The sequence below is a fragment of the Leptolyngbya sp. FACHB-541 genome, from assembly GCF_014695875.1.
Taxonomy (GTDB): domain Bacteria; phylum Cyanobacteriota; class Cyanobacteriia; order Elainellales; family Elainellaceae; genus JAAUTN01.
Genome location: NZ_JACJPC010000098.1, coordinates 100,570 through 126,660, shown reverse-complemented (window position 1 = coordinate 126,660; position 26,091 = coordinate 100,570). Strand labels below are relative to the sequence as shown.

Annotated in this window: 22 protein-coding genes; 16 read left to right on the top strand and 6 right to left on the bottom strand. The window is 49.3% G+C overall.

The window, feature by feature from the left end; translation table 11 throughout:
• The first annotated feature begins 156 nt into the window (after positions 1-156).
• The 5 genes from H6G00_RS20325 (at position 157) to H6G00_RS20305 (ending at position 9,415) form a co-directional block, all read left to right on the top strand.
• On the top strand, positions 157-5,043 hold the full coding sequence (locus H6G00_RS20325) for a PAS domain-containing protein (protein ID WP_190798127.1): 4,887 nt from the start codon (positions 157-159) through the stop codon (positions 5,041-5,043).
• A gap of 131 nt (positions 5,044-5,174) precedes the next feature.
• Positions 5,175-5,681 carry a hypothetical protein gene (locus H6G00_RS20320; protein ID WP_190644429.1) on the top strand — a complete coding sequence of 169 codons (507 nt, stop codon included), beginning with the start codon at positions 5,175-5,177 and terminating at the stop codon, positions 5,679-5,681.
• A 107-nt stretch (positions 5,682-5,788) separates the two neighbouring features.
• On the top strand, positions 5,789-7,144 hold the full coding sequence (locus tag H6G00_RS20315) for a sorbosone dehydrogenase family protein (RefSeq protein ID WP_190798126.1): 1,356 nt from the start codon (positions 5,789-5,791) through the stop codon (positions 7,142-7,144).
• An 85-nt stretch (positions 7,145-7,229) separates the two neighbouring features.
• Entirely contained in the window at positions 7,230-8,183 is a 954-nt protein-coding gene (locus H6G00_RS36750; RefSeq protein WP_347278209.1) for a DMT family transporter, read from the top strand.
• 329 nt (positions 8,184-8,512) lie between these two features.
• Positions 8,513-9,415 (top strand): LPS biosynthesis glycosyltransferase, encoded by a 903-nt coding sequence (locus H6G00_RS20305; RefSeq protein WP_199318614.1) that lies wholly within the window; start codon positions 8,513-8,515, stop codon positions 9,413-9,415.
• A gap of 79 nt (positions 9,416-9,494) precedes the next feature.
• On the opposite strand, the gene H6G00_RS20300 is transcribed toward H6G00_RS20305, so the two are convergent.
• Entirely contained in the window at positions 9,495-9,989 is a 495-nt protein-coding gene (locus H6G00_RS20300; RefSeq protein ID WP_190798124.1) for a cupin domain-containing protein, read from the bottom strand.
• Between the two features lie 33 nt (positions 9,990-10,022).
• On the opposite strand from H6G00_RS20300, the gene H6G00_RS20295 reads away from it, so the two are divergent.
• Positions 10,023-11,078, top strand: a complete 1,056-nt coding sequence (locus H6G00_RS20295; RefSeq protein ID WP_190798123.1) for a hypothetical protein — start codon at positions 10,023-10,025, stop codon at positions 11,076-11,078.
• A gap of 89 nt (positions 11,079-11,167) precedes the next feature.
• On the opposite strand, the gene H6G00_RS20290 is transcribed toward H6G00_RS20295, so the two are convergent.
• The gene (locus H6G00_RS20290) at positions 11,168-11,827 is read right to left on the bottom strand and encodes a hypothetical protein (RefSeq protein WP_190798122.1); all 660 of its coding nucleotides are present in this window, start codon (positions 11,825-11,827) and stop codon (positions 11,168-11,170) included.
• 133 nt (positions 11,828-11,960) lie between these two features.
• Positions 11,961-12,398, bottom strand: coding sequence for a hypothetical protein (locus H6G00_RS20285; protein WP_190798121.1), 438 nt, complete (start codon positions 12,396-12,398; stop codon positions 11,961-11,963).
• Between the two features lie 503 nt (positions 12,399-12,901).
• Here H6G00_RS20285 and H6G00_RS20280 point away from each other — a divergent pair.
• The 3 genes from H6G00_RS20280 (at position 12,902) to H6G00_RS20270 (ending at position 16,732) form a co-directional block, all read left to right on the top strand.
• Positions 12,902-13,042: a hypothetical protein gene (locus H6G00_RS20280; RefSeq protein WP_190798120.1), complete on the top strand. Its 141-nt coding sequence runs from the start codon at positions 12,902-12,904 to the stop codon at positions 13,040-13,042.
• 198 nt (positions 13,043-13,240) lie between these two features.
• Positions 13,241-16,264 (top strand): L-glutamate gamma-semialdehyde dehydrogenase, encoded by a 3,024-nt coding sequence (gene pruA, locus H6G00_RS20275; RefSeq protein ID WP_190798119.1) that lies wholly within the window; start codon positions 13,241-13,243, stop codon positions 16,262-16,264.
• Positions 16,265-16,534: 270 nt separating this feature from the next.
• The gene (locus tag H6G00_RS20270) at positions 16,535-16,732 is read left to right on the top strand and encodes a hypothetical protein (RefSeq protein WP_190798118.1); all 198 of its coding nucleotides are present in this window, start codon (positions 16,535-16,537) and stop codon (positions 16,730-16,732) included.
• Positions 16,733-17,084: 352 nt separating this feature from the next.
• On the opposite strand, the gene H6G00_RS20265 is transcribed toward H6G00_RS20270, so the two are convergent.
• On the bottom strand, positions 17,085-17,567 hold the full coding sequence (locus tag H6G00_RS20265) for a thioesterase family protein (protein ID WP_190684059.1): 483 nt from the start codon (positions 17,565-17,567) through the stop codon (positions 17,085-17,087).
• Between the two features lie 324 nt (positions 17,568-17,891).
• On the opposite strand from H6G00_RS20265, the gene H6G00_RS20260 reads away from it, so the two are divergent.
• From H6G00_RS20260 to H6G00_RS20250, 3 genes are all read left to right on the top strand, one after another.
• Complete coding sequence (locus tag H6G00_RS20260) at positions 17,892-18,491, top strand: hypothetical protein (protein WP_190798117.1); 600 nt, start codon at positions 17,892-17,894, stop codon at positions 18,489-18,491.
• 603 nt (positions 18,492-19,094) lie between these two features.
• The gene (locus tag H6G00_RS20255; protein ID WP_190684054.1) at positions 19,095-19,943 is read left to right on the top strand and encodes a universal stress protein; all 849 of its coding nucleotides are present in this window, start codon (positions 19,095-19,097) and stop codon (positions 19,941-19,943) included.
• Positions 19,944-20,092: 149 nt separating this feature from the next.
• Complete coding sequence (locus H6G00_RS20250; RefSeq protein WP_190798116.1) at positions 20,093-21,040, top strand: site-specific DNA-methyltransferase; 948 nt, start codon at positions 20,093-20,095, stop codon at positions 21,038-21,040.
• Between the two features lie 94 nt (positions 21,041-21,134).
• Here H6G00_RS20250 and psbM read toward each other — a convergent pair whose 3' ends face one another.
• On the bottom strand, positions 21,135-21,248 hold the full coding sequence (psbM, locus tag H6G00_RS20245) for a photosystem II reaction center protein PsbM (protein ID WP_190644443.1): 114 nt from the start codon (positions 21,246-21,248) through the stop codon (positions 21,135-21,137).
• Between the two features lie 150 nt (positions 21,249-21,398).
• On the bottom strand, positions 21,399-21,695 hold the full coding sequence (locus tag H6G00_RS20240; RefSeq protein WP_190798115.1) for a 2Fe-2S iron-sulfur cluster-binding protein: 297 nt from the start codon (positions 21,693-21,695) through the stop codon (positions 21,399-21,401).
• 274 nt (positions 21,696-21,969) lie between these two features.
• Here H6G00_RS20240 and psbB point away from each other — a divergent pair, with 274 nt between their 5' ends.
• The 4 genes from psbB (at position 21,970) to H6G00_RS20220 (ending at position 26,002) form a co-directional block, all read left to right on the top strand.
• Positions 21,970-23,502: a photosystem II chlorophyll-binding protein CP47 gene (gene psbB, locus H6G00_RS20235; protein ID WP_190644445.1), complete on the top strand. Its 1,533-nt coding sequence runs from the start codon at positions 21,970-21,972 to the stop codon at positions 23,500-23,502.
• Between the two features lie 183 nt (positions 23,503-23,685).
• Positions 23,686-23,784 (top strand): photosystem II reaction center protein T, encoded by a 99-nt coding sequence (locus H6G00_RS20230; protein ID WP_190644446.1) that lies wholly within the window; start codon positions 23,686-23,688, stop codon positions 23,782-23,784.
• A 151-nt stretch (positions 23,785-23,935) separates the two neighbouring features.
• Positions 23,936-24,484, top strand: coding sequence for a transcriptional regulator NrdR (gene nrdR / locus H6G00_RS20225; RefSeq protein ID WP_190644447.1), 549 nt, complete (start codon positions 23,936-23,938; stop codon positions 24,482-24,484).
• 522 nt (positions 24,485-25,006) lie between these two features.
• On the top strand, positions 25,007-26,002 hold the full coding sequence (locus H6G00_RS20220; RefSeq protein WP_190644448.1) for a 30S ribosomal protein S1: 996 nt from the start codon (positions 25,007-25,009) through the stop codon (positions 26,000-26,002).
• The last annotated feature ends 89 nt before the right edge of the window (positions 26,003-26,091 follow it).

The window sequence follows — 26,091 nt, the reverse complement described above, 5'->3', positions numbered from 1 at the left end:
AGTCAGTTATGAGCTGCTAGACACTACAGATCTCGGTTCTAGAGGATGCTTTTATTCAACTCTAGCTGAATAAAAGCATCTTCCTAAAGACAGATTTTCTTTCCCAATAAACTCGGTTTGAATGGAGATCCGTTTACGCATACGGACTGCTGCTCCATGAAACGCGATGCGACTGGTAAGTTTGTCAACAACTGGGCTTTAGAGACTAAGCAACGAGTTAGCATTTCTCTCACCAGTACAGCGTGGCGATCGCTTGACCAAGCAGCTCACAAGCAAGGAATATCGCGCTCTGAAGTGATTGAGCACTTTGCTCGTAGCCTCGAGGCTGGGCATTTTACCGATTCTAGTGAGATTAGTACTCAAATCACTTTGCTGCAAAATCAAATCTTGGAGCAGCAGCATGAAATTGCCACCTTGCAGCATCAGAAGCAGGAATTAGAGGCGCTTTTAGAAGATACTCCAAAGGCAGACAAAGCAACGGAGCATAAGGTCGCGACAATTTTAGAAAGCATTACGGATGCCTTTGTTGCCTTCGATCGGGACTGGCGCTACACCTATGTCAATCAGGCAGCAGCTCAACTTCTGCACAAAACACCAGAAGAACTGATTGGCAAACACGTTTGGAACGACGTTTTTCCTGAATTGGTAGGTGGAGTCGCCTACCAAGCGATGCATCGGGCAGTCGCAGAACAAGTTCTTGTTACATGGGACGAATTTGGTGAATCAATTCAACGCTGGATAGAAGCTAATGCCTATCCTTCTGCAGAGGGAGTCGCCGTTTATTTTCGGGATGTGACGGAACGCAAACAAGCAACGGAAGCACTAGAAAACCAGCAGAAATGGTTGGAAGCGGTGCTGGATTTGATGCCAACGCCAATGGTGTTTATCGAACCGGGAACGGCAAAAGTCACCTTCTCCAACCGGATTGCAAACCAGTTGGCAGGGGGTGATTTACCCAAAAACAAGTCTCTGGATGAGTATGTTGATGCCTATTACTGTACCGATGGGAATGGCGATCGCATTCCCACAGAACGAATGCCTGCAGTGTTGCTCGCCCAGGGAGAACGGCTAGAGAACTACGAGATGAACTGGTATACCCCCGGCGGTATTCGCTCAACCCTGTGCTGGGGAGAAACGCTGCCCGCCATGCATGGACATCCTGCGATTGGAATCGGCATGTTTCAGGATGTGACCCGCCTCAAACAGATTGAAGAGAACCTGCGACAAACTGAAGAACGGCTACAGCTTGCCCTTACGTCCGCTCAAATGGTTGCCTGGGACAGGGATTTAACAACGAACCAGGTTGTGTGTTCTCCTAATGGGGCAGAGGTTTGGGGCGTTCATATTGGGACAGCAGAAGATTTTATGGCGGTGATTCATCCAGAAGATCAGCAACAGATTGTGCAGGCGGCTGAACGGGCACTTGCGGGTGACCAGTCCTATGTTCAGGAGTATCGGGTGATTGGTCCAGATGGAGTGCATCGCTGGATCAAGAGCCAGGGACGTGTTTATCTGGATGAGGCTGGGCGCGGTATTCGTATGAGTGGTGTTTCACTCAATATTACTGAGCGCAAGCAGATTGAAGCCGAGCGCGATCGCCTGCTAAAGCAAGAACAGGCTGCCCGACGATTAGCCGAAAATGAACGTCAGCGGTTGAGAGACATTCTCATGCAAGTCCCCGCCATGTTTGCAGTGTTGTCAGGGCCTGAGCACATCTTTGAGTTGGCTAACTCCACCTTTCTTACCGTTTCTGGACGTAGTGAAGACATTATTGGCAAAACGGCACGAGAAGCCTTTCCCGAAATGGAAGGTCAGGGCTATTTTGAGATTCATGATCGTGTCTATCAAACTGGGGAGATTGTTCAAGGAGATGAGTACCTGTCTTGTTGGGATGCAGATGGTAGCGGCAATTTAGTTGAAGGAGTTTTCAATTTTGTTTTTCTGCCGCTGAGAAATATCGACGGTCACATCGACAGTATTTTGATTCATGGAATCGAAGTCACTGCCCAGGTACAAGCCCGTCAGCAGACAGAAGCCTTACTCGAAGAGCTTCAGCGAAAGGAACGTCAGCAGCAATTTTTGATTGAACTGAATGATGCCATTCGCACTATTCAGGGTTCGAAGGATATTATGTGGCGGGTCGTGAGCGCTACAGGGCAACACTTTAATGTCACTCGTTCTACTTACGGTGAGATTGATCCTACTCAAGAATATGTGATTGTTGATCGCGATTACTGTAACGGGGTGAACAGCATTGTTGGCAGACACCACATGAATTCGTTTGGTTCTGAAATTGTGGTCGAGCTGAAGCAGGGTAAAACCATTGTGGTCGAGGATGTCGATCACGATCCTCGCACGGCCGGGGTTGGAGCGGCGGCTTTTGATGCAATTCAAACCAAGTCTGTTCTGTGTGTTCCCCTGGTTAAATCAGGGCAATTTGTGGCGCTGCTGGCGTTGCATCATGCGGTTCCTCGCCATTGGACTCAAGAAGAGGTGGCAATGCTGGAGCGAACCGCTGAAAAAACCTGGTTAGCTGTGGAGCGATCGCGAGCAGAAGCAGAATTGCGGGAAAGTGAAGCTCGTCTGCAACTCTCACTCAAACTTGGACGGATGGGCACCTGGGACTGGGATATACAGCCAGGTACAATCGCTTGGTCAGCAGGGCATTTCACCATACTAGGTCTACAGCCTTGTGAGTGTGAACCGAGCTACGAGATTTGGGCAAGTCGAGTTCATCCTGACGACCTGGCAGAAACGGAAGCAAAGCTTCAGCAGGCGATGCAGGAGCAAAGCGAGTACCATCACGAATATCGCCTACGCTGGTCAGATGGCTCGATTCACTGGGTCGAAGCAAGAGGGTTGTTTTCCTACGACACGCAAGGACATCCTAAGCACTCAATTGGTGTTGTGATTGACATAACGGAGCGCAAGCAAGTTGAACAGGAACGAGAACAATTGCTTGAGCGTGAACGCATTGCCCGATCGCAGGCAGAAGAGGCTCAACATCAACTGGCAACCATCTTTGAAACATCCCCGATTGGACTCGCATGGTTAGACGCTGAGCAGCGGTATATTGCCATCAATGAAGCGTTGGCTGAAATCAATGGACTAACCCGCGAACAACACTTGGGTTGTTCAATTTCAGATATTTTTGGTGAGTTCGAGCCTACATTAGTTGAGGTCTTCCATCGGATTTACACGGCAGGAGAACCTTTTATCTCGCCAAATCTCGCACTCAATGTACCCGCACGAGGCGATCGCCGTCCTGGTTATTACAACGTTCACTATCTACCAACGGTCAACTCAAACAATCAGGTCGAAGGTGTCCTCGTTTATGTCGTTGATGTGACGGAGCGAGTTAGGTTAGAGCTTGCTCAACAGTTTCTCTCTGAGGCAAGTGCTGTGCTGGCATCTTCCCTGGATTATCAAACCACACTAGAGCAAGTCGCACAGCTTACCGTACCGAAGTTGGCAGATTGGTGTACCGTTCATACGGTTGAGGAGGATGGCTCGATCGACCAGATTGCGGTCGCTCACATTGACCCTGCCAAACTGGAATGGGCTTATCAGATTCGAGACAAGTATCCTTTAGATCCTGATGCGCCTCGTGGCACAGCATTTACCCTGCGAACCGGACAACTCGACTTCATCCCAGAGATCCCTGACGAACTGCTGGTGCAAGCGGCTCATGACCCAGAGCATTTAGAAATTCTGCGACAGGTTGGCTTTAGTTCTGTGATGACGGTGCCTCTACGAACTCAGTCCCGGACGATAGGAGTAATTTCCTTCATTGCTGCTGAGTCTGGGCGGCAGTATACCTCACTCGATTTGCAGTTAGCAGAGGAATTAGCTCGTCGCGCTTCTTTAGCCATCGAGAATGCTCAGCTCTATCAGGCAGCCCAACAGGATCGGTCTAAAGCAGAAGCCGCTAACCGCGTCAAAGATGAGTTTTTAGCAGTGCTGTCCCATGAATTGCGATCGCCACTCAATCCCATTCTGGGCTGGACGAAAATCCTACGCAATAGACAATTAGACGCAACCAAAACCGAACAGGCTCTAGAAACAATTGAACGCAACGCCAAGCTACAGGCGCAACTCGTTGAAGACTTGTTGGATATCTCCCGTATCCTACAAGGAAAGATGGTCTTAAACACGGCATCTGTGAATCTGGCTACCATCATTCAATCTGCTTTGGAAACGGTCCGTTTAGCAGCCGAAGCAAAACAGATACAAATTCAAACCATATTGAATCCCGTTTCAGGCACCGTTTCGGGTGATGCAAATCGGCTTCAGCAAATAGTTTGGAACCTTCTCTCTAACGCGGTGAAATTCACGGCACCGGGAGGGCGCGTGGAGGTCAAGTTAGAGCAAGTTGGTGCATCTGCTCAGATTCAAGTTAAAGACACTGGAAAAGGGATCAAGCCGGAGTTTCTTCCTCACGTGTTTGACTACTTCCGCCAAGAGGACGGCACCACAACCCGACAATTTGGTGGACTCGGATTGGGATTGGCGATCGTGCGTCAACTCACCGAACTGCACGGCGGAACGGTTTGGGCAGAGAGTCCAGGACAAGATTTGGGAGCAACCTTTACCGTCCAACTGCCACTCAATATCGTCAGTCAGGTGCGATTCACTCAGGATGAGCCTTTAGCAGCACCAACAGACTTGTCCCATATTCAAATATTGGTGGTAGATGATGATGCCGACATGCGAGAGTTGGTGTCCTTTGTTCTCAGCCAGTCTGGGGCACAAGTGACCACTGCCGCTTCCGCTATCCAGGCGTTGACCCTCCTCAACCAGTCTGTGCCTGACCTGCTGCTCTGTGATGTTGGGATGCCAGAGATGGATGGTTATGCCCTGATTCGACAAATTAGGAAATGGGCACCTGAGCAAGGCGGCACCCTTCCCGCGATCGCCCTAACTGCCTACGCTGGAGAACTGGATCGGCAACAGGCAATCGCTGCAGGATTCCAACTTCACCTTTCAAAACCTGTGGAGCCAAAAGAATTAATCCGGGCGATCAGGTCATTAAGCGTGATTTGAGATGCAGAGGCAAGGTTTGAGAACTCTATAGCTCACCTGTTTCCTTTGGCGATTACATTTCTGATTCCCCAAAAGTTAATCCATCCTTGTAGGCTAGAAAAGCTGCTTTTTTGTTTAACGGTGTTCGATTCATGCAAAAGACTAATGCCTTCGCCATTCTTGCCCCCGTTCCAGAAAGGCACTTGATTTCAGGGTTAGAGGCGATCGCCACGCAACTTGATTCTGATGACTTGCCGCCTGACCATTCGCCCAAAGTTGCCTTTGGCAGCATGGACTTCGAGGTGTTGGGCGAAGTCGAAAAGCTGCGGAATGGAAAGGCGATCGAAGTCTTCATCTATGCCTCCGATGCCCAAGGCGATCAACCCCTAAACCCAGAAGTGACCTGGCGGGGACTGTATGTAGGCTATGTCGGCTCTCGTCGCGGTCGCTATCCGGGTAAATCGATTTATCGTCCCCCGTCCACTGCAACTGACGCTCCAACCTGGGCAGTGTTTTGGGAGGTGCAAGAGTTAGAGCAGCTTAAGCAGGCAGTCCCAATCGGCAACTTGCGAGGAAAAAACAAGAAAACCAACTATCAGGCTCGATTTATTCCAGAAGGACCCGTTCTGATTGAATATCCTGCAATTCGTCAGCGTTAACTCACAAGGCGATCGCAATTCTGAAACCGCTGAAATTTGTTATTACGAAGAAAGATCATGCACCAGAGTGTGTTCACGATGTTTCGCTGTAATAGGAACCTTCTGCGATGAGTCCCTTACGTTTTTTGATGGTGGCGATCGCGCTGGCGATCGCTGCTTGCACTCAAACTCAAGCAACCCTGGAGCAAGAAACAACCTCCGCTCAATCTACCCCTCAATCTACCGAAACGGAATCTACTGAAACTGAGGTCGCTCAAGCACCCCAACCGCAAAACCTGATTCCGACTGAACCCTTAACCCCCACGCCCATTCGCATTACTCCGGCTGACCTGCCCGAACCCTACGCCAGTCAAAGTGCTTCTCAGCGGCCCAACGTTGTACCCATTCCTGAGAATCCGTCCTTGCAGGTACCCGAGGGGTTTACGGTCAACGTTTTTGCTGAAGGGCTAAACGAACCGCGCTGGCTAGCTTTAACGCCTTCCGGTGACGTGTTGGTGACAGAAACCCCAGACAACCGCATTCGCCTGTTGCGAGACACCAATGGCGATGGCGCAGCCGATGTCAACCAAATCTTTGCTGAAGCCGCAAACGGGTTAGACATTCCCTTTGGTATGGCGTTTGCCGATGACTTTTTCTTTTTAGGCAACTCTGCCGAAGTCCGCCGCTATCCCTATACTGAAGGGCAGCAGCAGCTTACCGGTTCCGGCGAAAGAATTGCCGACCTCCCCGGTGGTGGCTACAACCAGCACTGGACACGCAACGTAGTCACATCTCCTGATGGTCAGCAGCTTTATGTGTCCGTCGGCTCTCGTTCTAATGCCGATCGCGAACCGCTGCCCCGTGCCTCTGTGCAAGTGATGAATCTGGACGGCTCAAACCCACAGACCTTTGCCTACGGACTACGGAACCCCGTTGGTTTAGACTTTCATCCCGAAACTGGCGAACTTTACACCACGGTGAATGAGCGGGATGGTCTGGGGGACGACCTGGTACCAGACTACTTCACCCGAATTCAGCAAGGGGATTTTTATGGCTGGCCCTATGCTTACTTCAGCCCTGACCGACTTGATCCTCGTCAAACTTCCGGTGGACAAAGCATCAACCCAGAACTAGCAGCCCAAACCAAAGCCCCTGATGTCCTTTTTCAGGCGCATTCAGCCGCTCTGGGGATACAGTTTTACGACGGTGAGACCTTCCCCGAACGCTATCGCAATGGCGCGTTTGTTGCCTTCCGTGGCTCTTGGAATCGCAGCGCTGGCACAGGCTACAAAATCGTGTTTGTGCCGTTTGAGAATGGTCGCCCAACCGGAGAATACGAAGATTTTGTCACCGGGTTTCTGACCGATCCATCTGGCCCAACCACTTGGGGGCGTCCAGTCGGGGTACTCGTACTGCCCGATGGTAGTCTCCTATTCACAGAAGAACCGAATGGACGGATATATCGGGTTCAGTATCAGGGATAGGGCGGAATGGATAGGGAGAAGTAATTCATGACTCCTTCTCCCTATCCACTGCCCAACCCTTAAGATCAAGCTGTCCCTAACCTAAATTGCTGTGTTCGGTTTTTTAATTGTTTTACTCGCTTCCTTCTTTTTCTGTTTTCAGAATGTCATCGTCAGGGTTCTCTTCAACCAACACGCTGTTTTAGGGGTGTTTCAAACGGGTGGATTTGTTACGCCAAATCTGCAAAATTCGTTTTTGCTGATGTTTATGCGAATGGTATTGGTGGTGCCGTTGATGGCATTTCTAGTGCCCAAGCTGCATCCGCCAGCCTGGAGAGAACTCCGTCAGTTGTGGCAGGTAGAACAGCGATCGCTCCTGGGGCGATCGCTCCTCGCAGGATTTCTCATGTTTCTCTATCTGGCGCTGCTTTACGTCTCGATTGGGGTGATTCCCGCCGGGATCGCACTAACGCTGTTTTTTACCTATCCCGTGTTTACAGCGCTGTTTTCCTGGCGTTGGTTTGGCGATCGCCCGTCTCTCCTGCGCTGGGGCATCATGGGATTTGTCTTGTTGGGTAGCTTTTTGACTCTTCCCCATGTCGATCCCAGCAGCACCAGTGGCAGTTGGCTGGGCATTATCACGGGCATCACCTCTGGAATCGCTTACGCTCTTTATACCGTCGTTGCCCAAAAGAGTTTTGAAAGACTGCATCCCTTTCCTTTCACCTGGATTAGCTTTGCCACCACATTAGTTTTGTCGGCAGCCTGTTTGCTGGTTTGGCAGATCCACGAGGCTCAGCTTCCGTGGCTGGCTTTATGGATTGGGGGATTGCTCTCCGCCATTTTTACCTTTGCCGGACATCTGCTCAACAATCTCGGAATTCGTCTGATTGGAGCAACTACAGCCTCCATGATTGGCGCCAGCAACCCAGCGCTAACGGTTGCCCTAGCATGGCTGACGATTCAGGAAAGGTTGAATGTTGTGCAGGTTTTGGGAGTGGCGATCGTCACCCTCAGTGTTGCTCTGCTCAGCCAGGAACGTCGATTTGTTAAGGGATAACCTGATTCACGAATCAAACTCGATTGTATTTTTTGGGTAAAGTTAGAGCAGTTCAGTTGCGATTTGTGTAAAAGTCGTGCCAGCATTTCTACGTATCTGTCGGCTATGGAAAACTTATGCTTTCAGTTAAATTTATCTAGTTATGGTGCGAAGCAGCACGGATAATTCGTTTTGCTGTTCGTTTCAACCCAAACCGTAAAATTTATATGAATCGAGTTCTAAATAATACAATTGGTTTAGGGTTTTTACTTAGACTAAAACTTTAAGCTTTCGATCAACTTTTACTAAGGTGTAGCTTTTGAGTCGTTTCGTAAAGGGCAAGGCGGGCAATGGTGAGTACTGAGCAGGCTAAGGCTGATGAGTTAGCGACTGATTCTCAAAATCAGCAGAACCCTGGCGCGCTTCGATTAGTTGACCAGATTAGCAAGGTTCTGATTATTGCCTACCGCGAATCGACTCAGGTGCTTGAAGCAGCCCTTGTCAAAGAGGGGTTTGAATGTGAAGTGGTGAGGCAGGTTGACCGCGAAGAGCTACGCGGCTCATCGCCCAGCTATCTCTGCATGCTTAACCATCAGCGGGCTTGGCAACAGGCATCCGAGGCAGAGCAACCCACTCTGATTGTTGAAGCAGATTTTGTGCCAGTTGAAGGCATGGGCAAGCTGCCAGTGCCCTACGAGCCAGATGACCAAAATATGGGAATTACCTGGTTGTACACCTGTGCTCCGCAGATCTATAGCGTTTCTGAGCGTGGCTATGCGCGCGGCTTTTCGACTGCGATGGTGGCTTATGTTCTCACACCTCGAAGTGCGGGCGCGTTAGTCGAGATGGTCGAGGAAATTCGCGCAACTAGTGGGGCAAACGCTTACACGACTTGGGATTCACAGGTTGAAGGATTTTTGCGGGCAAGGCGGTTTAGGAACTATATTCCTTTCCGCAATTATGGCGAACATGGCGGACGACCCAATCCAGAACATCGGCAGAATGGGCTGAGTGCTGTACATCGAGCGGATGTACTGTATGGCAAGCTGGCGTTTTTGCCGCCCTACGCAGTTCAGGAAGATGGGAAGGGCAACCAGCTTCAGCTTGTGACCGCGAGACTGCAAGCCCGCCTTAAAGGAATTGCGCGACTGGCGCGGGGGCGTTTCCTGCGGTTTAAGATCGTTCGCACGTCAAGCGTCCCAAGTCGGCTAATTGGGTTTGCGCTACGCAGACAGCTTTCACCTTGGCTCTAACAATTCTTCGAGGGAAAGCCTTAGAGGGAAGGCACCCCGCTTCGCGGGGTGCCTTCCCTCTAAGAATTAGTACTCAGTTTTACGGTGAAGGCGGTTGAGGGGTTGGTTGCATGTCATCCCAGTTGATCAGTTGGCGATCGCTCCCCATTCTCACCTGACGCTGACGCAATCGCGGATAGTCGCATACGTCAAAACTCCGTCGCTCTCCACCCATTAGATAAACCAAATCTTCCTCAAACGGATTGCTCAAACTGTGGGGCAGTGAGGGGGCAGTAAAACCCATGAAATCCCCGGCGGCGACTTCTATGAAACGATCGCCAATTTCGGCAATGCCGCGACCTGAAAGGATGTAAATAAATTCTTCCTCCTGGTGGTGAAAGTGAAACTGGGTGGTTTCTTTTCCGGGTTCAACTCTCACCAGATGAATAGCTAAACGAGTCATCCCTACGGTATCGCTAAGGGATTTTGTGTTTCGCACCGCCTTTGAATTAAGTGCATGAGTTTTAACGATTTCAGGCATTGCGGCGATGTAGCTGGCCTTGAGCAGCGGCGCTAAATCCTGATCTTCTTCCATTTTCTCCTCCTACCATCTCACTCCTACAAGTCCATGACTGCACAACTGATCAAACCCATCCTCACCCTGCTTGCCGTGCAATCCGATGATTCCTCCAGCGGAGTAACGCTGTGGAATGCTCCTGTGAAATTGATTAAAGCCATTCTAAGCAAGCAGCCCGAAATTAGTGAAGCGATGAAAGCTAAGGGGCAGCCTGTTGATTGGACAGAAACTCCCGCTGTGAGGACAGCAAGTGGGGCGATCGCTTCCACTAAAGATGCAGCAGGCGAACTGTCCCAAAAAGTCGCTCACTGGTTAGCCACCGTCGCCACCTCAGCCCAGGAAAACATCGGACAACTGACCGCAGGAAGCACCCAACCCCTTCAAAATGCTGCCTCACAGGTTAAGCAGGCGATCGCCCAAACGACTCATAGCGCGACAGACTTTCTCCAGTCCACTCAGTCGTCTATTCAAGCCACCATTCAAGGCACGATTGACAGCGCCACCACCTCGACTACCAGCTTTTTTCAAACGGCTGCTCATACCCTGCAAGATTCCACGGCTGAGCTCGGTACGGAGGCTGCGACAGGTCTAGGAGACTCCGTTGAAACAGCTACTTCCTTTACCTTAGAAAAGGTGGGGCAGGCACTATCAGGAGCTTCCTGGCTGGTCGTCAAAAGCTATTTATGGGTCAGCAGCAAAGTCTCAACCGGCGCACAGCAAGCAATCTTAGAGACAACAGGCGCTGAAACGATAACTCCTGATCCCACGCCAATTGTGACTGCTGCTCCAGAAGTAGGTAGCTGGGTGATTTTTGCGGAAGTATTCGGGGTGCTGGTGTTTTACGCAGCCCTCGGTTGGTACGCTTTCTGGGTTTGGCAAAACCTACCCTATCGACCCGGCAAACGGCTTGTCGGTAAGCCCGACTTTGACCCTAGCCGCTGGATCTGGTGGAGTCAAGCCAGTCCTGAATCCGGACTCGATCAGCCCCATCCAGAGCAATCGTCCCACCCAGAACAACGGTGGAACTGGCACAATTTACCCTATGCAGAAGTATTGAAAGGGCTAATTAGCAGAACTGGAACTTCCGAACGTTCTAACGACCAGTAATCTTTTAGCCATAAAAGTTATACCGATTTACTCTCCCATTAGAAGATTAGGGAAGCATCCCCACGACGCGGGAGTGCATCCCTAATCTTTTAGGATCGTCCTCCCTGAGCATTGAGCAAGTACACATCCCGTTCTCCGCGAATGACGGCATGGTTAATCACTGTGCTATTACGACCTGCCTCAAACTGGACTTGCTCTGTATGCACAGCAGTAGCCGAATCCAGTAGGTCACTCGCCTCCAGACCAGCCTCATTTGTAAAGCGCGGTCGCACCTCTTCGCAATCGGCACTAGCCAGTTCCATGTCTGGCGTAACGATTTCGCTGGGGGTGATACTCCAGGTTTCTTCAGTATCCTGTACGTCATACTCAATCCAGGTGCGAATTTGGGCAGCTAGTTGATCTCCTTCCACAGAGCCGGAAATCTTTTGAGCAAAGGAGGAATAGTAGTTTTGAGCCTCGTTGCTAATGGTGGCGCGACTGTCTCCGGTGACGGTTTGATCCGCTGCTACGGTTAAGCGCAACACCGTCGATTGCGTGGGCTGGTCAGCACTGTAACAATATTGTCCCGGTACGATCGCCTCTGTAGAAGTATCTAAGGGCGGTTCTGAGGATGCAGACGAATCGCTTAGAGCCGGTGCAGCAGAGCTAGAACTGGACTCTGGAGCAGGAGGTCGTGATTGATCGGTACAGGCGATCGCGATCGGAATCACCCCTAGAATTGCCAGAGCTAAAAATTTGCGCGTAAGCATAACACTATCTTCTCGACACAGTTGATGGAATTGATACAGTTGGTTTCGTCGTAATCATCCTACTCAATGTGCTGTTAGGGCTATTGGGGTATTGCTGATCTGATGTATGAATTTCGTAGGGGCATTGCCATGATCAGCGCTGACGTGATTGTTGGAGCGATCGCCACAAAAACTTCCCAACCCTCCAAAGCAGAATCGCAACTAAACCCAAGTTAAGAACTACCAGCCACAAAAGGTGAATTTTTAGGACATTGCTTACTCTTCCCGCGTTCAAAGCAACATAAAACAGCACAGATGTCCAAAGCAGAACCAGAACCAAAGTGCCGACCACTCTACCGACTGACTGAGTGAATGACCAGGGACGAAGAATTAAGTAAAGGCAAGTAATTTCAATCAAAGAGGCAAAAACATTGCGTGACAAATCATCTTCAAAGTTTTGGGCAAATGCTGCCCCTTCAGCATCAGTTGGAATAGGAAGATTATCAATAGTCTCCAGGTACATCAATCCTAAAAGAATGACCCAATAGACGGCAAGGCCATAGAGCCTTGACCAACGAAAAAAAGATCGCATATTCCTCAACCCAAGAAAGATTTATGAGGTGAAAAGTGTGATTCAAACAATTTGTAGCAGGGGTTAGCGCAGGGTAACTCATGCTGCTCCAGTGAATAAATGTATTACGTTATGACTAGTTCACTCTGGTTTTATGTGAACTATAAAAGCAATTTATTCATAAGGAAAAAAGACCAATCAACAGTACCACTAACAAGACGAATCACTCTTCATTGAATAGCCTCAACTAAAACAGACTTAATTCTTAATATCTCTTCATTTCCTAAAGAAAGTATTACTGGAGCATCACGATCTCTAATTGACCAAAAATTAGATTGATATCTTGAAGAATAGGAACTCATTCCTGAAAGAAGTCCTAATGTAGTAAGTTTTTCTACTTCAAGAATTGGCCTGTAAAAGTGTCGAAAAAGAAGGGCAGGACGGGGAGAGCCAGTAACTCCTACATAAACAGTCCTGATTTGCAGTGTACGGAGGCGGTAAAACAGACTGAGAAGATTATCAGGATGCAGAGGTTTCAGCACGGAGACTCACTTAAAACTGCGACACCAAAATATCTCAAGTTATGGATGGGGCGATCGCCAAAACATTCCGCTTTCATTCCGCTTCTAATCCAAACCCTTTCCACCAACCTACCCGGCACCTGACACCCCACACCCCCCTCCTCCATCAAGATTTCACAACAAAGTTTAAGACATGAATCAGGCAGTAAACCCGACAATAGAAGTAGATGATTCAATCGGCTAATGGTGCAAGTTGCGTAACCGAGTAATTGCGCTGAAATGGAAATGAGAGCTTGATGCACCGTTGGCTGAGCAAAAGTTACTTTTAGGGATTTATTAACTGTGGTTCTACAAGTATCTGAGAGTACCTACGAAACCAAAACTCAGGCGATCGCCCGCAAACTACTCTCTGCAACGCGGGAAAATCGGTCTTTCCTGGCTCAGATGCGCGACCAGATGCGCTGGGATGACAAGATGCTGTCCTGGACGATGAATAATCCGGGTTTGCGGGTGCAACTCTTTCGCTTTATTGACTGCCTACCTGCGCTCCGCAGCAAGCCTGAGATCGCCCGCCACATGCAGGAATACCTGAGCGACCCGACGGTCGAACTGCCAGGGGCACTCAAGGGAATGCTCAACTTTGCCAACCCCGACTCAATGCCAGGACAGGTCGCCGCTTCGACTGTTTCAACAGCAGTAGAAACCCTGGCACACAAATACATTGCCGGGGAAAATATCAGGCAGGTGATCAAAACGATCGAGCAGCTTCGCAAAGACAAGATGGCGTTTACGGTCGATCTGCTGGGCGAGGCGGTGATTACCGAGGCTGAAGCACAGTCCTACCTCGATCGCTATTTGGAATTGATGGAACAGCTTACCGATGCAGCCAAACGCTGGTCAACGGTAGACGCGATCGATCAGGCAGACGGGGAAGCGCTGCCCAAGGTGCAGGTATCGGTGAAGCTGACTGCATTCTATTCCCAGTTTGATCCGCTGGATGCGGAAGGCAGTGAAGAACGGGTGAGCGATCGCATTCGTCTCCTACTTCGCCGCGCCAAGGAACTCGGTGCTGCCGTTCACTTTGACATGGAGCAGTACGCTTACAAAGATTTGACGCTGGACATTCTGAAAAAGATCTTATTAGAAGATGAATTCTGCGGCCGCACGGATGTTGGCGTAACACTTCAGGCTTACCTGCGCGACAGCTATGAGGATTTGCAGGGCGTAATTGATTGGGCAAAACAGCGTGGCACTCCACTCACTGTGCGTCTTGTGAAAGGAGCCTATTGGGACCAGGAAACAATCAAAGCCGCGCAAAAAGATTGGCCGCAGCCCGTTTATGCCGATAAAACCTCAACGGATGCAAACTTTGAGCGCATGACGACTCGCCTGCTCGAAAACCATGAATATCTCTACGCCGCGATCGGGAGCCACAACGTCCGATCGCAAGCACTCGCGATCGCCATCGCCGAAACGCTGAACATTCCCCGTCGCCGCTTTGAATTGCAGGTGCTATATGGAATGGGGGATAAGTTGGCAAAAGCGATTGCAGATATGGGCTACCGTGTCCGGGTTTACTGCCCCTATGGTGAACTTATTCCTGGCATGGCTTACCTGATTCGCCGACTGCTAGAAAACACCGCCAACAGTTCCTTCCTCAAACAAAATCTGGAAGAGCGTCCCGTTGAGGAATTGCTATCTCCTCCTCAATTTGAAGAGGATAATCGGGAATTGGCAAACGGCAACGGACACTCCACTCAATCCCTAGCCCCCAACTCTCACCTAGCCCCCAACCCCCTCTTTCCCAACGCTTCTGACACTGACTACGCCATTCTCTCGGAACGCGATCGCGCTCAAAAAGCCCTGCAAACCGTGCGTCAGCAGTTGGGCAAAACTTACCTGCCGCTGGTCAATGGCGAATATCAATCGACCCAGGAAACGGTGAATTCGGTGAATCCCTCCAACCCGTCGGAGGTGATTGGTCAGGTCGGGTTGTTGAGCGTGGAGCAGGCAGATCAAGCGATCGCCGCCGCTAAAGCAGCCTTCCCTGCCTGGAGAAAAACGCCCGCAACAGAACGAGCAAACATTCTGCGAAAAGCTGCCGACCTAATGGAGCAGCGACGGGCAGAACTATCGGCGTGGATGGTGCTGGAAACGGGCAAAGCGCTGAAGGAAGCAGACGGTGAAGTCTCAGAGGCGATCGACTTCTGCCGCTACTACGCTGACGAAATGGAGCGGCTGAGCCAAGGCTACAGCTACGACCTGCCAGGGGAAACAAACCGCTATTGCTATGAGCCGAGAGGAATCTCGCTGATCATTTCTCCCTGGAATTTCCCACTAGCAATTCCCACGGGCATGACCGTTGCGTCGCTGGTGGCAGGAAACTGTACACTGCTGAAACCCGCAGAGACCTCTTCTGTAATTGCTGCAAAGATGGCAGAAATCCTGGTAGAAGCGGGAATTCCCAAAGGCGTTTTCCAATTTGTGCCTGGAAAAGGCTCCAGTGTAGGCGCTCACATGGTGAAGCATCCTGACGTTCACATGATCACGTTTACGGGTTCTCAAGAAGTGGGCTGCCGAATTTATGCAGAAGCAGCGATCGTACAGCCTGGACAAAAGCACCTGAAGCGAGTCGTGGCAGAAATGGGCGGCAAAAACGCCATCATCGTGGATGAAAGCGCCGATTTGGATCAGGCAGTTCAAGGGGTGGTGCAGTCTGCCTTTGGCTATAGCGGTCAAAAGTGTTCTGCCTGCTCACGGGTGATTGTACTGGAGCCGATTTATGAGACGTTCGTAAATCGGGTCGTGGAAGCGGCGCGATCGCTCAACGTAGGAGCCGCAGAACTGCCCAGCACTCAGGTGGGTCCCGTAATTGACGCAGCCGCCCAAAACCGGATCAAAGCCTACATTGAAAAAGGTAAAACCGAAGCAACAGTAGCGCTAGAAGTACCTGCCCCTGAAAACGGCTACTTTGTTGGGCCGGTTATTTTCACCGACGTTTCACCCGATGCCAAAATCGCCCAGGAGGAAATTTTTGGTCCAGTGTTGGCAGTCCTGAAGGCGAAGAATTTTGATCAGGCAATAGCGATCGCCAACGGCACCCTCTATGCCCTAACGGGCGGACTCTACTCTCGCACCCCCTCTCACATTGAGCGGGCCCAAGATGAGTTTGAAGTCGGCAATCTGTATATCAACCGGGGAATTACCGGGGCGATCGTGGCTCGTCAACCATTTGGCGGTTTCAAACTCTCCGGCGTTGGCTCCAAGGCAGGCGGGCCAGACTACCTGCTGCAATTCCTCGAACCCCGTGCCGTCACCGAAAATATCCAGCGCCAAGGCTTTGCTCCGATTGAAGGAGTAGAGTAAATTGCCAAATGGAGAAATGTTTTTGAATGCAAAACCTTTGATTTCACATTCAAAAACATCTCCACGCAGTAGGTTGGGTGGAGCACCGCGCAACCCAACATCGCAGTATTAGACCTAGCATTAAGCGTAGGATGGATAAAGTTCATCCTACGCTTAATGCTTCTGTTGGGTTCCGCTTTGCTTCACCCAACCTACGTGTGGCAACGGTTCTGGGAGTTGTGTCAGGTAACCAGGTAGAGTAGTGAGGGTAAATTGAATGAGGTAAGCACGGTGGGCATTGGAGAAATACTGGTTTTGATTCTGCTGCTGGTTGTCGCCTTTGCCGTCTTCGGCTTGTTTCTGCGCATTACAAAAGCAGTGATTAGCATTGGAATTACTCTCTTTTTGCTACTCCTAGCGCTCTACTTTATCTTCGGCATCACCCCTTTAGACTTATTGCGACAGATCGTGCAACTCTTTCAGGGATAACCAGTAATTAATCACTAATGACACTCCCTAATCGCTCAGCAAGGTCATCTAGTGCTTTCGAATTTGTCACTGGCGTTTTGTAATTCACCATACTGCGCGATAAGACTCGTAGCACTTCCTCAACGGTTGTTACACCCGTCGTTCCTTTTCAAGGGTGGCAATGGGCAACCACAACCCTTTATTTCCCAAACTTCGTTTCTGATACGGAATCCATTTCATAAAGAAGCCCTATTTGGTGTACGGGCGAAGCATTCGGCAAAAGAATTGTGTCTCAGTGACAGGGATTGAGACCGAATGCTTCGCCCCTGCCGATACCGCTACTCCACAGACGGATTGGGTATGAGAAGTTGCCTTACCCCTCAGGTGGCATGAGCCTTGCCAGCGCATCCTTCACTGCTGGAGGTAGTTGGCCCATAATTTTGCCTTTTTCTCGATCGACTGCGACCAGGGCGACCTGCGCCGTTACGTAAAGCTCCTGGCGATCGGGAGAATGGATTTGGTAATCCCAGTTGATTCGCACACCTTCCATCTGGGTCATTCTGGCTTTGACAATCGCCGCCATTCCCATGCGAAGCGGTCGATGATAGCGGATGGACAAATCAACAACGGGAAGATCGCAGCCCAGCGCGACCAGGTCGGCAAATTCGATGCCAAGCGATCGCAAACATTCCACTCGCGCTTCTTCTAACCAGGCGATATAGGAACCGTGCCAGACCGTTCCGGCATAGTCCGTATGGTGAGGCTGTGCCCGGACTGGATATTCAAACCAGCTTTCCGTCACTGCCTGCAACGAGTTTAGATGGATTGCACTAGTTGGCTCTAGCTGTGGCTGCATAAAGGATCACTCCCACTCAACGCAGGGCTTCTCAGAGAAGCCATATTTCCACCCTAATTCTTACATTACTTAGACCTTTCGACCTCTACACAAAAGTACCTACTGCGTAGTTAAGGTGTGTGGCCAAGCGGTTAAATTCTTTGTCTTCCCAGGTTAGCAATAGCCATAGCCCAAAGTGCCTGTCCTATAGACGTTAGGGAAGCTAGACGATCGGTCTAATCATGCTAAGTATTCAGATTGCCCTCAAGTTACTTTAAAGATTCAGTGAAATTGCGTAGATAGATCTATTGATAGAAGAGGTTGCCCAACTATACTCTTGGGAAGTTGCGTAAGAGTAACACCTTCAAGTCTTTGGAGGCAATGGAGCCGCGCTGGCGCATCGTTGGTCGTGAAGGATGGAATGATTACAGTGAAATCGATGCTGTCATATCCGTGCGACGTTTTATACCGCTCAAAACCCTTCGTGTCAAACCTGCATTGAAGCTATACAATGCTTGGCATATAGGAGTTCCAGCCATTCTCGGAAAAGAGCCAGCATTTCAAGCAGAACGCAAACGAGATCTGGATTACCTCGAAGTTAACTCACTAGATGAACTGTTAAACAGCTTGCAAGCCCTGTGCGACGATGTAGAACTGCGGCAGGCGATGATTGCTAATGGGCGGCTTCGAGCTAAGGAGACTTCTAGTGTGAACTTAACGAGGCTCTGGCGACGGTTTTTGACCGATACTGCCACAACTACATACGAGCGCTGGTTTAACGGTTCAATCTGGGATCGCCGAGTATTTCTTCAGCGGCGCTACATGGTGGTTAAACAAGAGCGCGTTCAGAGGCGGCTACAGAATACTTTGAATTCTGTGCAGTCATTTAGGCGGAAGTTTGTTAGCAATCCCGTAAAAGATTTGCTTGGAATCACCCAAGACTAAAGCCAGTTTTCAACAGGATCAGGGGATAGGGGTTTAGCTCCTACCCCCTCACAGACGGAATGCAGAAAGAAAACTGCGCTTGCTTACAGCCATTTTTCGATGGGTAAGCCATAGCGTAGGGGTCGTTCGCGAACGACCCCTACAGGGATTTGTGGTCTATCCAAGTGGAAACGGCTGTAAGAAATTCAGCGAGAGTGAAAAATCGTGTCCTATGCAACGTGCAGGACACGATTTTTACTATTTCAGTGGCGCAACACGCACCTGAAACAGCGTTGTCGAAGTCACATCAAGTTGGACAAGTAAAGTCATGCAGACCGCAGCTATACACCACTTTCTTGCCCAACTTCTGGGTGCAGCTATATCGGTCAAAATTCGCCTTAACCCTTTGTTATCAATCTTCAGAAAACGAATTGAAGCGCTGCAGCAAGGGTTATGATGACTGAGCAAAGGCGAATTAAGAGCGATCGCCCAGCGATTTGTTGTTTGACATTATTTGTATCAAACTATTGCAAATCGTTGGATTTTTTGTCGAGCAATTTTTACTGTTTTAGCGGTAGCAGCAGCTTGTTATTTAGTTCAAAACGCTTTAAGTGAGAGGCAACGATGATAGAAAAAATTTTGCTGGCAGACTCAGGCATAGGACAATCTGAAGAAATGCTCAAAGCTCTGATGGAGATTCCATCTATTCAAGGAGCATCTGTGACGATCTTGCATGTCGTGCCGCCTCAAGCCAGTGCTGATGCAATGACCCAAAATTGGGAAAGTGGCGGAAAAACCTTAGCAAAAGCAGTTCAAACGCTTCAGCTTGACCCAAACCGCACAACTGCTATGTTGCGAGAAGGCGACCCGAAAGATGTGGTTTGCCGAGTCGCCGAAGAAATAGATGCCGACCTGATCATCATGGGATCACGGGGGCTAAAGCGGTTGCAATCAATTTTAGAGAATTCCGTAAGCCAGTACGTGTTTCAACTGGCTTCCCGTCCCATGCTGCTGGTCAGAGATGACATTTACGTTAGAAAAATTAACCGCGTCATGGTGGCGATGGACAACTCTGCTTCGGCTCAAGCGTCCTTAAAATTGGCGTTGTCGTTCCTGCGAGATATTAAAGGAGGGCAGCTGATTCTGGCTCACACAAATCCTGATCTGAAGGTCAAGCGGGATGAAATGGAAATTGATCCAAATCAAGATCCAGTGTTGATTCCAGCAATCGCTGAAGCCAAAAAGCTGGGGATCAACTACCGCTGTGTGGCTCCAGTCGGCAAACCGGGAGCGCGGATTTGTGAAACCGCCGATGAACTCAACGTTGATTTATTAGTATTGGGTTCGCCTGAGCGACGTCCCTCGGTGGCAAAAGCGTTACCTGATTTGGATCGTCTTTTGGGACAATCCCTTTCAGACTATGTACGGGTTTATGCAAACTGTCCCGTCCTGCTAGTTCGAACCGTTTCCTAAACAAAGTAGCCCGAACAGTGTAGATTGATGGGCGTTGCTGCAAGGCGTGAATTTTGTCAGGGCGTTTCGCGGAACGCCCTGACGAGTTTGGATAAACGTCTGAGTAGTGTTCTTCCAGCAACGCCTGTTGTCCTAAACCCTTGCCCTAGATGAAAGCGCCTGCTCCCCGCAACCGCACCCTTCAATTAAGTGAGACAGAGCGATCGCACTACTGCCAAAAGTTAATTCATCTAAGTGAACCCGTTGAACCAGCCGCTCTCCTGGATCGAACCGTCTGCCAGGATCTATTTGAAGTGCTGGATTATTTGCCAACAAAATTTGTCGATTTGTTATTTGTCGATCCGCCCTACAACCTGAGCAAGCGCTTCAATCAACAAATTGTCAGGCGGCGATCGCTAGCTGATTATGAGGTTTGGGTTAATAGCTGGCTTTCACGCTTGGTTCGCACGCTTAAACCGACTGCCTCTGTTTATCTTTGCGGCGACTGGCAATCTTCTCCCGCCCTCTATGCCGTTGCTTCCCAATACTTTATCATCCGCAACCGTATCACCTGGGAACGTGAGAAAGGACGTGGCGCAAAGGCAAATTGGAAAAACTGCGCCGAAGACATCTGGTTCTGCACCGTTTCTGAAGACTATTACTTTAATGCTGCTGCTGTCCAACTAAAGCGACAGGTACGCGCTCCCTATACAGACACTCAGGGTCGTCCCAAAGATTGGGAACGCAGCCCCAACGGTAACTTTCGCTTGACCGCAGCATCTAACTTGTGGACAGATATCACAATACCATTCTGGTCAATGCCCGAAAACACGAATCACCCCACCCAAAAGCCGGAAAAGCTGCTGGCAAAAATCATTCTGGCAAGCTCGCCTCCCGAAGCAGTTGTGCTTGATCCATTTCTTGGCTCTGGCACGACTTCAGTGGTGTCTAAAAAACTCGATCGCCGCTTTGTTGGGATTGAACTTGACCAATATTATGCTTGCTTAGCCGAGAAGCGATTAGAACTAGCAGAGAGCGATCGCCAAATTCAAGGATATGGCGATCGCGTCTTTTGGGAACGCAACAGCTTCCCTTTACAAAAGCACATAGAATCGTAATGTTTCTTAATTAAAGAAGCGCCAAGTGTAAAAACCTGGCGCTTCTTTATTCAAAGCTAAATCCTAATAAATTGTCAGTCAATCGATAAATCGATTAAGAACCTTTTCCTTCACGGCTAGCCGTTTGAATGTAAAGGATCAACAGAAAAACTGTTGGAACCAACACAAACAGAATAACGGCAACAAATCCTAAATCATTAACTTGCATTGAATCCAGCCCCTAAGCTCATTCAAAAAAGACAGACCTGACACAAGAATACCACCCAGTGAGTTTTGCATTTCGTCTATTCACCAAGCAGCGTTACAAAAACTAGGGGAGCAACCTCGTAGTCTACTCCCCTAGTTTTTGTCTATTTACTTATGGCTTTGTTTTCACACTCACTGGTCCGTTGACCACTACTTGGCAGGCAAGCCGATAGGTTTCTGGCTTTTTTTTGAGCTTGCGATTTTCCACTTCGGTTCTAGGCGATAGGTTTTCCATCCCTTCTACAATTTCAACAATGCAGGTACCGCACTGCCCGTACCCACCACAATTCATCATCTTGCCCATGAAGGTGTAGAGGTCAATGCCATTTTCAAGGGCTTTGAACCTCAGGTTTGCACCGTCGGCAGCAATAACTTCCCGTTCTTCTTCAACAAACTTAATATCAGCCATACCGCTTCTCTTCCTTGCGCTTCGTATTCATAGCGCTTGCATTAGCTCCCCACACTGGTTACACTTCTACATACACTTTCATTTTTACAAGCTTATTGTCAAACTGTCGAAATTGTTCTGCCTTGGGTCTGAAAGGGCAGACAGCAGTAAGTCTTGGTTGGTTGGCTAGTATCTAATTTCTGATAGTCTTATCTCTGATAGGCTCATCAGTATTATTAGATGCCTTAATAAAATGCTGAAGGAAGCGTTGAAACATATAGGAGGAGCGTAGTCAATGGGACTACCCTGGTACCGAGTACATACAGTCGTCCTGAACGATCCAGGGCGATTGATCGCTGTGCATCTGATGCATACTGCCCTGGTAGCGGGCTGGGCTGGCTCGATGGCTTTATATGAGCTAGCTGTTTTTGATCCCAGTGATCCCGTCTTGAATCCCATGTGGAGACAGGGCATGTTCGTTTTGCCATTTATGGCACGTCTAGGGGTTACCGAATCCTGGGGTGGCTGGAGCATCACTGGTGGTCCAGCAGTTGACACGGGTTTCTGGTCATTTGAAGGAGTTGCCGCAGCACATATCGTGCTTTCTGGTTTGTTGTTCCTAGCTGCCTGCTGGCACTGGGTCTACTGGGATCTGGAGCTGTTTAGAGACCCACGCACGGGTGAACCTGCACTTGACTTGCCCAAGATGTTTGGTATTCACCTATTTTTGTCTGGACTACTTTGTTTCGGGTTTGGTGCATTCCACCTGACTGGTCTATTTGGACCGGGTATGTGGGTGTCTGATCCCTACGGTTTAACGGGCAGTGTGCAACCTGTCGCTCCATCTTGGGGACCAGAGGGCTTCGATCCGTTTAATCCAGGTGGCATTGTAGCTCACCATATTGCGGCTGGTGTAGTCGGCATTATTGCAGGCTTATTCCACCTGACGGTGCGTCCACCTGAGCGACTTTACAGAGCATTGCGCATGGGGAACATTGAAACCGTTCTCTCTAGCAGTATTGCTGCTGTTTTCTTTGCTGCGTTTGTGGTCGCTGGTACCATGTGGTACGGCAGCGCTGCAACCCCAGTTGAGCTGTTTGGTCCAACCCGCTATCAGTGGGACAGCGGTTACTATCAGCAAGAAATTGATCGCCGTGTACAAGCCAGTGTGGCAAATGGTGAAAGTGTCTCAGAAGCCTGGGAAGGAATTCCTGAGAAGCTGGCGTTTTATGACTATGTCGGAAACAACCCTGCCAAGGGTGGCTTGTTCCGTACTGGACCCATGGACAAAGGCGACGGAATTGCTCAAGGTTGGTTAGGACATCCTGAATTCCGGGATGGAGAGGGCCGTCTATTGACAGTGCGTCGTCTTCCTAACTTCTTTGAAACATTCCCAGTGATTTTGACTGACAAAGATGGCGTTGTCCGGGCGGATATTCCGTTCCGTCGGGCTGAATCCAAGTACAGTTTTGAGCAAACCGGTGTCACGGTTAGCTTCTATGGTGGTGAATTGGATGGTCAAACCTTCAAAGATCCGGCAACTGTGAAGCGCTATGCCCGTAAAGCTCAGCTCGGTGAGCCGTTTGAGTTTGACCGTGAAACGCTGAACTCTGACGGTGTATTCCGTACTAGCCCTCGTGGTTGGTTTACCTACGGTCACGCGGTCTTTGCACTGCTCTTCTTCTTTGGACATATCTGGCACGGTTCTCGGACACTGTTCCGCGACGTGTTTGCTGGGGTTGATCCTGATCTGTCTGAGGAGCAAGTCGAGTGGGGCTTCTTCCAAAAAGTGGGTGACAAGTCAACCCGTCGAAAAGAGCCTGTCTAAAATCCAAATCTTTTCTAGAATGGCGGGACAGCAGCAAAGCTAATGTCTCGCCATTCTAAAGATTCAAGAGAATGATTTGGGATGAGAGAGAATAGTTTTGTGTCGTTTGGGCTACAGCTTTTAACTTATTCTCTCTTTTGTCTGTAAACTATTAGGTGCTGGGCGAATAGGAACGCGAAAATTATGGAAAGTGTTGCTTACATCCTGGTTTTGGCTGGTGCGATTGGTGTTTTGTTTTTTGCGATCGCTTTCCGTGAGCCACCCCGGATTAACAAGGATTAGAGCATAGCGTGATAAATGTTCACATTCCAAGATCACAACTTAATTTAGCTTGGAAAGTGTATTCTCAAGTTGTGTTAGTAACCTGAGCCATCCTATAAAGGTTTGGCTCAGGTTTTGTTCTTAAATAGACGTATCCCTTTTGGGTTTTTCCATGCGGTGTCCATTCTGTCAATTTACAGATAATCGAGTTTTGGAATCTCGCTCCGCCGAGTCGGGGCAAAGCGTTCGACGACGGCGAGAGTGCTTGCAGTGCAACCGCCGATTTACGACCTACGAACGCATTGAATATGTTCCCATTACCGTGATTAAGCGAGGGGGCGATCGCGAATCTTTTGATCGTTCTAAGTTATTACGAGGGATCGTTCGCGCCTGCGAAAAAACTGGAATTGAGCAGGTTGCACTCGACAATATTGTGGATGAAATTGAGGCAGAGCTTCAGCAGCGGGCCTTGCGCGAAGTGCCTAGCAATGAAATTGGTGAACTCGTACTGCACCACCTACAAAGCTTAAATGAAGTTGCCTATGTGCGCTTTGCATCGGTGTACCGTCAGTTTCGCGGTATCCGAGATTTTGCAGACACGCTAACTCACCTGCAAGCATCTAGCGATACCAGCACAGACAATCATCAAAGCTCAAAAATAGACTCCAACTTAAATCTTGAAGAAAGAGTAGAACCTCAGTCTTTTGTGACTCATTCATAGGTTCTAGCAGTGTACGTACAAATTCTCCTAGATTTTCCAAACGCTCTATTCTGGAAGATTTGAGAACTTTGAAAGTTCTTGCAATCGTGAGCTTAGAGTTGGAAATCCCCCATCCTTGAGGCGTAGGGGTCGAAGCGCAGCGTTTTGATGCAGGTGAAACTTGTATTTACCAGCACTTATATATTTGTTGAGAATCGTTCTTCTAGTCGTTTGAGCACCTAAAGCAGACGAGTTAGAATCACCCTTCCCTATTTCAACCGTAGGATTGCTCGTTCAGAAAAGCGAATTTTTTATCTCCGATTGATTGCTGGTTACTGAATCTCTCTAAATCCATTCAAAAGAGTATATCGAAGGGATTTAATTGGGTTATGATAGTTCGTCTAGGGTCAAATGCTGCTGAGATGCAAATCTCATACAATAAGAGCTATTAGGATGCTTGCTACAGATGCACATTTAGAGCAGTGCGTATGCATCAATAAGAGACCACTACCATTACGGAGAAACCACTAGGAAACAATTAGCATGGTCAATCAGGAAAAAATAGATATTGGCTTTACTCACGAAGACTTTGCCGCCCTTCTCGACAAATATGACTACCATTTCAGCCCTGGAGACATCGTCGCCGGGACAGTTTTTAGTCTTGAGCCGAGAGGCGCTCTGATTGACATTGGTGCTAAGACCGCTGCTTACATTCCAATCCAAGAGATGTCAATCAACCGGATTGATAGCCCCGATGAGGTGCTGCAATCCAACGAAACTCGCGAGTTTTTCATCCTGACCGATGAAAATGAAGATGGACAGCTTACCCTCTCTATTCGTCGCATTGAGTACATGCGAGCTTGGGAAAGGGTTCGTCAACTTCAGACAGAAGATGCGACCGTTCGTTCTAACGTGTTTGCAACGAACCGGGGCGGTGCGCTCGTGCGAATTGAAGGACTGAGAGGATTTATCCCCGGTTCTCACATCAGCACTCGCAAACCCAAAGAAGATTTGGTGGGCGAAGAGCTTCCGCTGAAGTTTTTGGAAGTTGATGAAGATCGCAACCGTCTGGTGCTGAGCCATCGCCGTGCTTTGGTTGAGCGCAAGATGAACCGCTTGGAAGTGGGCGAAGTGGTTATTGGTACCGTGCGTGGACTCAAGCCTTACGGTGCATTCATCGATATTGGCGGTGTAAGTGGTCTACTCCACATTTCCGAGATTTCTCACGATCACATTGATACGCCTCACAGCGTCTTCAACGTTAACGACGAAGTCAAGGTGATGATTATTGACCTGGACGCAGAGCGAGGTCGGATTTCGCTCTCAACCAAGCAATTGGAGCCAGAACCCGGTGATATGGTGAAAAACCCTGACCTGGTCTACGACAAAGCTGAGGAAATGGCTGCCAAGTATCGTGAGCGCATGATGCAGCTCTCTCAACCGCAGTCAGAAGAGCCAGAAGAAGAGCCAGAAGAGGAAGAAATCGTCTTAGATGAAGACGTGTCAGCTGAGGAAGAACCAATTTTAGTGACTGAGTAGCTGCTAAAGCTGCCAAACTAGTGGGCTTCAAGGCATAATTTGGGGTGGTGCAGAGAATCTGTGCTGCCCCAAATTTTTTGTCGGAGGTT

Excerpts from the sequence above, each read along its gene's own strand:
- H6G00_RS20325 (WP_190798127.1), top strand. The coding sequence starts at position 157 with ATGAAACGCGATGCGACTGGTAAGTTTGTCAACAACTGGGCTTTAGAG.
- H6G00_RS20320 (WP_190644429.1), top strand. The coding sequence starts at position 5,175 with ATGCAAAAGACTAATGCCTTCGCCATTCTTGCCCCCGTTCCAGAAAGG.
- H6G00_RS20315 (WP_190798126.1), top strand. The coding sequence starts at position 5,789 with ATGAGTCCCTTACGTTTTTTGATGGTGGCGATCGCGCTGGCGATCGCT.
- H6G00_RS20305 (WP_199318614.1), top strand. The coding sequence starts at position 8,513 with ATGGTGAGTACTGAGCAGGCTAAGGCTGATGAGTTAGCGACTGATTCT.
- H6G00_RS20300 (WP_190798124.1), bottom strand. The coding sequence starts at position 9,989 with ATGGAAGAAGATCAGGATTTAGCGCCGCTGCTCAAGGCCAGCTACATC.
- H6G00_RS20295 (WP_190798123.1), top strand. The coding sequence starts at position 10,023 with ATGACTGCACAACTGATCAAACCCATCCTCACCCTGCTTGCCGTGCAA.
- H6G00_RS20290 (WP_190798122.1), bottom strand. The coding sequence starts at position 11,827 with ATGCTTACGCGCAAATTTTTAGCTCTGGCAATTCTAGGGGTGATTCCG.
- H6G00_RS20285 (WP_190798121.1), bottom strand. The coding sequence starts at position 12,398 with ATGCGATCTTTTTTTCGTTGGTCAAGGCTCTATGGCCTTGCCGTCTAT.
- H6G00_RS20280 (WP_190798120.1), top strand. The coding sequence starts at position 12,902 with ATGCAGAGGTTTCAGCACGGAGACTCACTTAAAACTGCGACACCAAAA.
- H6G00_RS20265 (WP_190684059.1), bottom strand. The coding sequence starts at position 17,567 with ATGCAGCCACAGCTAGAGCCAACTAGTGCAATCCATCTAAACTCGTTG.
- H6G00_RS20255 (WP_190684054.1), top strand. The coding sequence starts at position 19,095 with ATGATAGAAAAAATTTTGCTGGCAGACTCAGGCATAGGACAATCTGAA.
- H6G00_RS20250 (WP_190798116.1), top strand. The coding sequence starts at position 20,093 with ATGAAAGCGCCTGCTCCCCGCAACCGCACCCTTCAATTAAGTGAGACA.
- psbM (WP_190644443.1), bottom strand. The coding sequence starts at position 21,248 with ATGCAAGTTAATGATTTAGGATTTGTTGCCGTTATTCTGTTTGTGTTG.
- H6G00_RS20240 (WP_190798115.1), bottom strand. The coding sequence starts at position 21,695 with ATGGCTGATATTAAGTTTGTTGAAGAAGAACGGGAAGTTATTGCTGCC.
- psbB (WP_190644445.1), top strand. The coding sequence starts at position 21,970 with ATGGGACTACCCTGGTACCGAGTACATACAGTCGTCCTGAACGATCCA.
- H6G00_RS20230 (WP_190644446.1), top strand. The coding sequence starts at position 23,686 with ATGGAAAGTGTTGCTTACATCCTGGTTTTGGCTGGTGCGATTGGTGTT.
- nrdR (WP_190644447.1), top strand. The coding sequence starts at position 23,936 with ATGCGGTGTCCATTCTGTCAATTTACAGATAATCGAGTTTTGGAATCT.
- H6G00_RS20220 (WP_190644448.1), top strand. The coding sequence starts at position 25,007 with ATGGTCAATCAGGAAAAAATAGATATTGGCTTTACTCACGAAGACTTT.